Source organism: Pseudomonas sp. GD03862 (assembly GCF_029840855.1).
Taxonomy (GTDB): domain Bacteria; phylum Pseudomonadota; class Gammaproteobacteria; order Pseudomonadales; family Pseudomonadaceae; genus Aquipseudomonas; species Aquipseudomonas alloputida.
The window spans coordinates 1-7,466 of record NZ_JAOCDI010000086.1; the positions used below are offsets into that span (position 1 = coordinate 1).

General features: G+C 63.5%; 7 protein-coding genes and 1 pseudogene. 5 read left to right on the plus strand and 3 right to left on the minus strand.

The annotated features are described in order from the left end of the window. Window positions 1-185 precede the first annotated feature (185 nt). Entirely contained in the window at window positions 186-1,067 is an 882-nt protein-coding gene (locus N5D53_RS27215) for a LysR family transcriptional regulator (protein ID WP_190869201.1), read from the plus strand. Here N5D53_RS27215 and N5D53_RS27220 read toward each other — a convergent pair. Beyond that, window positions 1,052-1,711 (minus strand): alpha/beta fold hydrolase, encoded by a 660-nt coding sequence (locus N5D53_RS27220; RefSeq protein ID WP_190869200.1) that lies wholly within the window; start codon window positions 1,709-1,711, stop codon window positions 1,052-1,054. The genes N5D53_RS27215 and N5D53_RS27220 overlap by 16 nt on opposite strands. Before the next feature lie 267 nt (window positions 1,712-1,978). Between N5D53_RS27220 and N5D53_RS27225 the strand changes: the two genes are divergently transcribed. The 3 genes from N5D53_RS27225 (at window position 1,979) to N5D53_RS27235 (ending at window position 5,169) form a co-directional block, all read left to right on the plus strand. Then, a complete protein-coding gene (locus N5D53_RS27225; protein WP_020192738.1) occupies window positions 1,979-3,163 on the plus strand; it encodes an MFS transporter in 1,185 nt (394 codons plus the stop codon). Window positions 3,164-3,225: 62 nt separating this feature from the next. Continuing rightward, complete coding sequence (locus N5D53_RS27230; protein WP_060489927.1) at window positions 3,226-4,077, plus strand: LysR family transcriptional regulator; 852 nt, start codon at window positions 3,226-3,228, stop codon at window positions 4,075-4,077. 96 nt (window positions 4,078-4,173) lie between these two features. Next, a complete protein-coding gene (locus N5D53_RS27235; protein ID WP_279841111.1) occupies window positions 4,174-5,169 on the plus strand; it encodes an aldo/keto reductase in 996 nt (331 codons plus the stop codon). Here the strand turns inward: N5D53_RS27235 and N5D53_RS27240 are convergent. Then, window positions 5,162-6,424 (minus strand): ATP-binding protein, encoded by a 1,263-nt coding sequence (locus tag N5D53_RS27240; RefSeq protein WP_279841112.1) that lies wholly within the window; start codon window positions 6,422-6,424, stop codon window positions 5,162-5,164. The genes N5D53_RS27235 and N5D53_RS27240 overlap by 8 nt on opposite strands. Beyond that, complete coding sequence (locus tag N5D53_RS27245) at window positions 6,421-7,122, minus strand: response regulator transcription factor (RefSeq protein WP_279841113.1); 702 nt, start codon at window positions 7,120-7,122, stop codon at window positions 6,421-6,423. Before N5D53_RS27245 ends, N5D53_RS27240 begins: the two co-directional genes overlap by 4 nt. A 197-nt stretch (window positions 7,123-7,319) precedes the next feature. On the opposite strand from N5D53_RS27245, the pseudogene N5D53_RS27250 reads away from it, so the two are divergent. Then, window positions 7,320-7,466 (plus strand): annotated as a pseudogene (locus N5D53_RS27250) (outer membrane assembly protein); the annotation flags it as partial.

Consider the following 7,466-nt stretch of genomic DNA (forward strand, 5'->3'; position numbering starts at 1 on the left):
TTGGGGTACTACCTCAAAATCTTTGTGGGATTGCAGATTTATTAAGCTGCGTGACTGAGATGTTGCAGGATGTCTCAGTGGCGCGCATCGTAGGCCCTCTGGTTAATAATAATAAATATATTGTTATGATGCTTAGCATCACAGTTCGTTATGAATGCATCCCGCATGAAAGGTAGCACCCCTCAATGAACCTCAAGGCATTGCGCTGCTGTGTCGAAATCGTCCGGCAAGGCAGCTTCACCAAGGCCGCGCAGCACCTGCACATCGCCCAGCCCGCGCTGAGCATGGCCGTTACCCGGCTGGAAGAAGAACTGGGGGTAACCCTGTTCAACCGCACCACGCGCAAAGTGATCCTCACGGCAGAAGGCGAGCAGTTCTTGCCGCGCATTGCCTCTGCCCTGCGCGAAATGGACGTTGCCCGGCAAGAGCTGCGCGACATGGCCGACCTCAAGCGCGGTGAGGTGCGCCTGGGTATCCCGCCGATGTTCGGCCTGCACTACGTCCCCGGGTTGATGAACGCCTTCCGCAAGTCGTACCCGGGCATTGCCATGACCGTGTTCGAAGGCAGTGCCGAAGACATTGGCCATCGCCTGGAGCAACGCGAAATCGACCTGGCGCTGCTGGAGTCCCGGCGTGTACCGCCCGACAAGGAGTCGATCCTGCTGGGCAGCGACGAGATGCTGGCGTGCATGCACCCGGATCACCCCTATGCCGGCAAGGCCTACCTCACCGCCGAAGACCTGCGCAATACCGACATGGTGGTGTTCGATCGCACCTTCGTTCAACGCCATCTTCTGGATGCGTTCTTCGCCGAACATGGCATCACATACCAGGTGGCGCTACAGAGCAACTTCGTCTCGCTGGTGGTGCAGGCCGCGCTGGACAACATGGGGGTGGCGACCCTGCTGCGCTCGGTGCAGCAACGCACGCCTGGCATCGTCGGCGTGCCGTTCCGGCCAGCACAGCAGATGAGCTTCCGCTTGTGCTGGCGCTCGGGGGAATACCTGTCGCTGGCCAGCAAGCGGTTCATCGACTTTGCTACACAGACGCATTACCTGGAGCGGTGAGGGCCAGTCTTCTGGGCGAGATGAGCAATCACCTGCTCCGCGGCACGGCCCAGGCAGCCTTTGAAAAAGTGATTGGCACCGGCGTATACCGACACTGCCCGTTGTTCAGGGCCAGCCCATTGCAGCAGGTTGGCCAGCGGTGCCATTTCATCCTGTTCACCATGCAGTAACAGGCAATCCCCAGGCAGCGGCAATGGCTCGTAATAGCGCCCTCCCGGTACATCCCCCACCGGCAGCCCCATCAATGCGACTGCCTGCAACTGCCCTTCCAGCGCACAAGCAACCCGGGCGAACACGTAGGCCCCAAAGGAAAACCCGACCAGGCCTACCGGCAGCTCGGGCTGTTGCTGGTTGAGGTGACGGATGACCGCGATGCAATCCTCGGCTTCACCGATGCCCTGGTCGTGCGCGCCTTGCGTCTGCCCCACCCCACGAAAGCTCGGCCGTACCACTTGCCAGCCGGCTGCACGCAGCTGCCGTGCCAGGGTCAGCGGCACGATATGCCGTGGGCTACCGCCCAGCAGCGGTTGCGGATGGCTGACCAGCACCAGCCCTTTGGGTGGCCCGTCGGGGTAGTCGATCAACAGCTCGATCTGGCCGACGGCCCCATCGATAAGCAGCGGGTTGCGCGGGGTATCTGACATTGCAGTTGTCCTTGTGAACCGAATGTGTGGCGCGTGTACTCACCGTTTGCCGAGCATTGGCGCGTCAACGCCCGCAGTCTAAAAGAGCAGGCGTACCCGCTGCCACAGGATCCCGTCACTTCAGCCAGGGGCGTAGCAAGCGCGCCCGAACTGAGCAGGACACGGGCTGCAACGTCGCGGAAGCCGGGGCAGCATCCTCGACGTTGCAGCCATCGATTGACTATTATCCCGACTTGAACGTTTCAGCATGTTTCAATAGGGATACAGATGTCAGTCCAGGAACGCCCCCCGCTACCCAGTAAAAACACCGTCGCCAAGATGGAAGCCGCCATGGCACTGGGCAGCTTTGCCATCGGCACCGGCGAATTCGCCATCATGGGCCTGATGCCCGACATTGCCAGTAATTTGCAGTTGAGCGAACCGCAGGTGGGCCATGCCATCAGCGCGTATGCGCTGGGGGTAATGGTTGGCGCCCCGACACTGGCCATTCTCGGTGCCAAACTGCTGCGCAAGCACATGCTGCTGCTGTTGATGCTGCTGTATGCCGTGGGCAACCTGGCCACTGCCTTTGCCCCCTCGTTCGGTGGCCTGGTCGCATTTCGTTTCATCAGCGGCTTGCCTCACGGCGCCTACTTCGGCATTGCCGCAGTGGTGGCCTCGAGCATGGTCGCCAAGGATCAGCGCGCGGGGGCCGTTGCCCGGGTGATGATGGGCCTGACCTTGGCCATGTTGCTCGGCAACCCGGTTGCCACCTTCCTGGGCCAGTACTTCGGCTGGCGTTCGGCATTCGTGCTGGTCGGCGCGATCGCCCTGTGCACCATCGCCCTGGTCTGGCGTTTCGTGCCCCAGCGCCACGACGAAACACGCAGCGACCCGCGCAAGGAGCTCCAGGCCTTTGCCCTCCCACAGGTATGGATGGCGCTGGCCATCGCTTCGATCGGTTTTGCCGGCATGTTCTGCGTGTTCAGCTACCTGGCACCGACCATGCTGCAAGTGACCCAGGTGTCGCCACAGTGGATTCCGTTCGGTCTGGCGGCGTTCGGCGTGGGCGGTATCGTCGGCAACATCGCTGGCGGCAAGCTGTTCGACCGCCTGCAGTTCCGCGCCGTGGGCTTGGTACTGATGTGGTCGGTCGCCGTGCTGCTGTTCTTTACCTTCGCCGCCCAGGCGCTGTGGAGCCTGCTGCTGGGCATCGGCTTGGTGGGCACCATGATCGCCTTGGCGGCACCGCTACAGATCCGCCTCATGGACATTGCCCATGAGGCGCCTAGCCTGGCAGCGGCGTCCAACCATGCGGCGTTCAACCTGGCCAATGCCCTGGGGCCGTGGCTGGGAGGCATGGCGATCACTGCCGGCATGGGCTGGACCAGCACCGGGTACATCGGCGCCGCGACTGCGCTGGTTGGTTTGGGCATTTACCTGGTGGCACGGCGGATGAAAGGCGGGCATTGAAGCCGGCATGGTCATAAAGGGTTACCCTACCCCTTCATGCACCCGCCACTGCCGAGTCATTCATGTTCGATTGGGAAGACCTGCGCCATTTCTCCGCCTTCAGTTCGGCCGGCTCGCTGTCGGCCGCTGCCAAGACCCTGGGTGTCGACCACGCCACCGTGGCCCGGCGCATCGCCTCGCTCGAGGCTTCGCTCCAGCTCAAGCTGGTCGACCGACGCCCCCGCGCTTATGCCCTCACCCACGAAGGCCAACGTGTTGCGGAACTCGCCGAGCAGATGGCCATGTCCTCTTTTGCCCTGGAGCATTTCGCCAGCGCCGGCCAACAGACAGTGGAAGGTGAAGTGGTGCTCTCGGCACCACCGGCGCTGCTGGGCAGCATCGTCGCCCGGCGCCTGGGCGAGCTGTACCAGCGCTACCCACAGCTGCGCCTGAAGCTGGTAGGCAGCAAATCCAAGGCATCCTTGGTCCGCCGCGAAGCTGACATCAGCATCGCCCTGGCCAGGCCGACAGAGCCAACTCTGGTGGTCAGCCTGCTGGGGCACCTGGATTACCGGCTGTATGCCTCGCCCGGTTACCTGGCCAGCGCAACGGTCAGGCGCTACATCGGCTACGACGAGTCTCAAGCCCGTTCCCCACAACAGCAATGGCTCAACCTCCAGGCCGGCCAGCAGCCGTTCGCATTGCACAGCAATGACCTGCGCATCCAGGCCCAAGCCTGTGCCGGCGGCATCGGCATCGCCTGCCTGCCCGCGTTCATGGCACAGGAACACGGTCTGAAAGAAGCAGGCAGCGCCCAACAGACAATGAGCATCGAAATCTGGCTGGCCGTGCATGAAGACGTGCGCGCCACACCGCGGATCAAGGCGGTTACCGACTTCCTTCAGCAACAGGTGCGGCCGCTGCTGCGCTTGTGAATTCTTGCAGATGGCGCATGCATCAATACGGAATTTTCGCCCAACCCTGCCAGCGTTAGGCTAACTCCATCACTCACGCCCTTGAAGGAGACGACGATGCAGTACGTAAAGCTGGGTAGCACTGGGCTGGACATTTCAAGGCTGTGCCTGGGCTGCATGACCTTCGGTGAACCCGACGCCGGCACTCATCCCTGGACCTTGGGCGAAGACGCCAGCCGGCCGATCATTCGCCATGCCGTCGAGCAAGGCATCAACTTCTTCGACACTGCCAACAGCTATTCCGCCGGCACCTCGGAAATCATCCTCGGCAAACTCCTGAGGGAGTTTACCCGCCGCGAAGAAACCGTGATCGCCACCAAGGTGTTCTTCCCTGCCAACATGTGGGAAGGCGCCAGCCGGCCCAATGAGCAAGGCTTGTCACGCAAGGCGATCATGGCCAACATCGACGCCAGCCTCAGCCGCCTGGGCACAGACTACGTCGACCTTTACCAGATCCACCGCTGGGACTACCACACCCCCATCGAGGAAACCATGGAAGCTCTGCATGATGTGGTCAAGGCCGGCAAGGCGCGCTACATCGGTGCATCGTCGATGTATGCCTGGCAGTTCGCCAAGGCGCAGCAGGTAGCCGCCAACCATGGCTGGAGCCGCTTCGTGTCGATGCAGAACTACCTCAACCTGATCTACCGCGAAGAAGAGCGAGAGATGATCCCGCTGTGCCTGGATCAAGACGTCGGCCTGATGCCCTGGAGCCCGATGGCGCGCGGCCGCCTGACACGACCGCATGGGCAGCAAACCCAACGCACGCGCACCGATGTGTCCGGGCAGTCGTTCTATGAAAAGACCGAGGTGGAGGACGGCCGGGTAATCGATGTGGTCGAGCAGATCGCCAGCGAACGGGGGGTGCCGATGGCCCAGGTTGCGCTGGCCTGGGTGCTGGGTAGGGCCGGCGTTAGCGCCCCTATCGTCGGCGCCTCGAAGCCCGCCCACCTGGACGATGCCCTGGGCGCACTGTCACTGCAGCTGAGCGAGGACGAGGTAGCGCGCTTGCAGGCCCCTTACGTTCCCCACGCGGTCACCGGCTTCAAGTAGTAATGGCTTGCGGCAGTTCAATGCGCACCCGCAAGCCCCCTGTGGCGGCGGCCAGCGCGGTAATGCTGCCACCGTGCAAGGCGATGGCACGCTGGGCGATCGCCAGCCCCAGGCCGAAGCCATCGCTGCTGTCGGTGCCACGGTCGAACGGTTCGAAGATGCGCTGCAGGCGCGCCGGGTCGACGCCCGGGCCATGGTCGCTGACGCACACCTGCAACCATTGCCCACCTGGTGCCGGTGCGGCCTCCACCAATACCGCCGTGCCGGGCTTCGTGTAGCGCACGGCATTGCGGATGACGTTCTCGAAGGCCCGGTACAGGAGTTCTTCATGGCCATGCATGAGAAACGCGCCCTGAGCCAGCAAGGACACCTGGCACTGCTTCATGCCTGCCTCGAAACGGGCATCCTCGACGATCTGCGCCAGCAGTTCGACCACATCCACGCTGGCGAAGTCACTGTTGCCTTGACGGGACTGGGCACGGGCCAGGGTCAGCAGTTGCTCGATCAGGTCGTCCATGCGCCGCGACTCGCGCTCGACCCGCTCCAGCATGTCGGGCCGGTCGGGTTGCTGGCGCATCAGGCCGATGGCGGCATGCATGCGGGTAAGCGGTGAGCGCAGCTCATGGGAAATATCATGCAGCAGGTTCTGCTGGGCCTGCACCAGGGCCTTGAGCTGGCCGGCCATGCGGTCACAGTCCTCGGCCAGGTCGACGATTTCGTCACGGCGCTTGCCCAGCCGCGGCCTGACCCGCACATCGAAACGGCCTTGGGCAACCTGGCCCATGGCCTCGCGCAGCCAGGTCAGCGGCCGGGTCAGGTAAAAGCTGCACAACAGCGCGAACAGCGCGCTCATCGCCGCCCCTGTCACAAACGGGCCAAGGTTGCGTGGGCGCGGTGCCATACCGACACGGGTGGCCACCGAAGCGCGCAGCACCAGCGGGCGGCCGTCACGGTCGAGCAGTGCCTGCTCGAAACGCGCCACGTGCACCGTTTGGCCAGCCAGCAAGCGGTCTTGATCGTCGTAAAGGCCTACTTGCACATCCTGCGGCTGTGGCGACACGTCCAGCAGCTGGCGGCCGGCCCGCTCGCCATGCCGTTCGAGCATTTGCAGCTCGGTGGCCAGCAGCGAACGGAGCCCGGGTGTATCGCCGCGCAGCTCATTGAGCATGAAGGCCCCCGCCCCCACCAGGAAGGTCAGGGTGTTGGCAAGCCAGAAGGCCAGGAACAGCTTCCAGAACAGACGCCGGCGCATCATTCGACGATCAGCATGTAGCCCATGCCGCGCACGCTCTGTATCCAGCTGCTGCCATCGGCACGCGGGCCAAGTTTTTGCCGGATGCTGCTGACGTGCACGTCGATGCGTCGGTCATAACGGGTCAGCGGCCGGCCCAGGGCATTGAGCGACAGGTCCTGCTTGCTGACCAGCTGACCGGCCTGGCGCGCCAGGGCTTCGAGCAGGCTGAACTCGGAGCCGGTCAATTCCAGCGTGGCTGCGCCCCAGCGCGCCTCGCGCCGCCCCGGCCACATTTTCAATGCGCCACTGCGTACCTGTTCAGGTACCTCGGGCGCGCTGGCTTCACCCATCAGGTGTGGCCGCACGCGACGCAGTATTGCCCGCAGGCGTGCCACCAGCTCACCGGGAGAGCTGGGCTTGGGCACATAGTCATCGGCCCCCAGCTCCAGGCCGGCAATGCGGTCGATGTTGTCACCGCGTGCTGTCAGCAGCAGCACCGGCACCTGGCTACGTGCACGCACGCGGCGCAGCACCTCGATACCAGAGATGCCTGGCAGCATCACGTCCAGCACCACCACCTGGAAATGGCCGGACAACGCCAGGGTCTCGCCTTCCTCCCCCGTGTCCGCGGCCGTTGCCTGGAAGCCTTCGCGCGCCAGGTACAAAGAGAGCATTTCAGTCAGTTCGCGGTCGTCGTCGACCAGCAGCACAGGGATCATCAGGGCCAGATATCGCAATTGCAGGGGTTGCAATGATCGCCCTGCAAGCCGGCACTGTCACTGCCGCCCGGTCTGACTTTACACATCTTTACCCTCGGCTAACCGCGCCGTACACAGCCCGCCCGTATCCTCATCGCCCGCTGCTTGCGGGTCGCCCGCACTTGCTGCCCTCCGAATCCGCTTGTCTGGAAACCCCGATGAACTACCCGCGCCTGTTGCTCTCCATCCTGCTGCTGAAAGCCACGTTGGCCCAGGCCTCACCGTTCAGGATCGCCGACATTCGCGTCAACGGCCTGCAGCGGGTTTCCGCTGGCAGTGTGTTCGGTGCCTTGCCGCTGAACGTC

Excerpts from the sequence above, each read along its gene's own strand:
- N5D53_RS27215 (WP_190869201.1), top strand. The coding sequence starts at position 186 with ATGAACCTCAAGGCATTGCGCTGCTGTGTCGAAATCGTCCGGCAAGGC.
- N5D53_RS27220 (WP_190869200.1), bottom strand. The coding sequence starts at position 1,711 with ATGTCAGATACCCCGCGCAACCCGCTGCTTATCGATGGGGCCGTCGGC.
- N5D53_RS27225 (WP_020192738.1), top strand. The coding sequence starts at position 1,979 with ATGTCAGTCCAGGAACGCCCCCCGCTACCCAGTAAAAACACCGTCGCC.
- N5D53_RS27230 (WP_060489927.1), top strand. The coding sequence starts at position 3,226 with ATGTTCGATTGGGAAGACCTGCGCCATTTCTCCGCCTTCAGTTCGGCC.
- N5D53_RS27235 (WP_279841111.1), top strand. The coding sequence starts at position 4,174 with ATGCAGTACGTAAAGCTGGGTAGCACTGGGCTGGACATTTCAAGGCTG.
- N5D53_RS27240 (WP_279841112.1), bottom strand. The coding sequence starts at position 6,424 with ATGATGCGCCGGCGTCTGTTCTGGAAGCTGTTCCTGGCCTTCTGGCTT.
- N5D53_RS27245 (WP_279841113.1), bottom strand. The coding sequence starts at position 7,122 with ATGATCCCTGTGCTGCTGGTCGACGACGACCGCGAACTGACTGAAATG.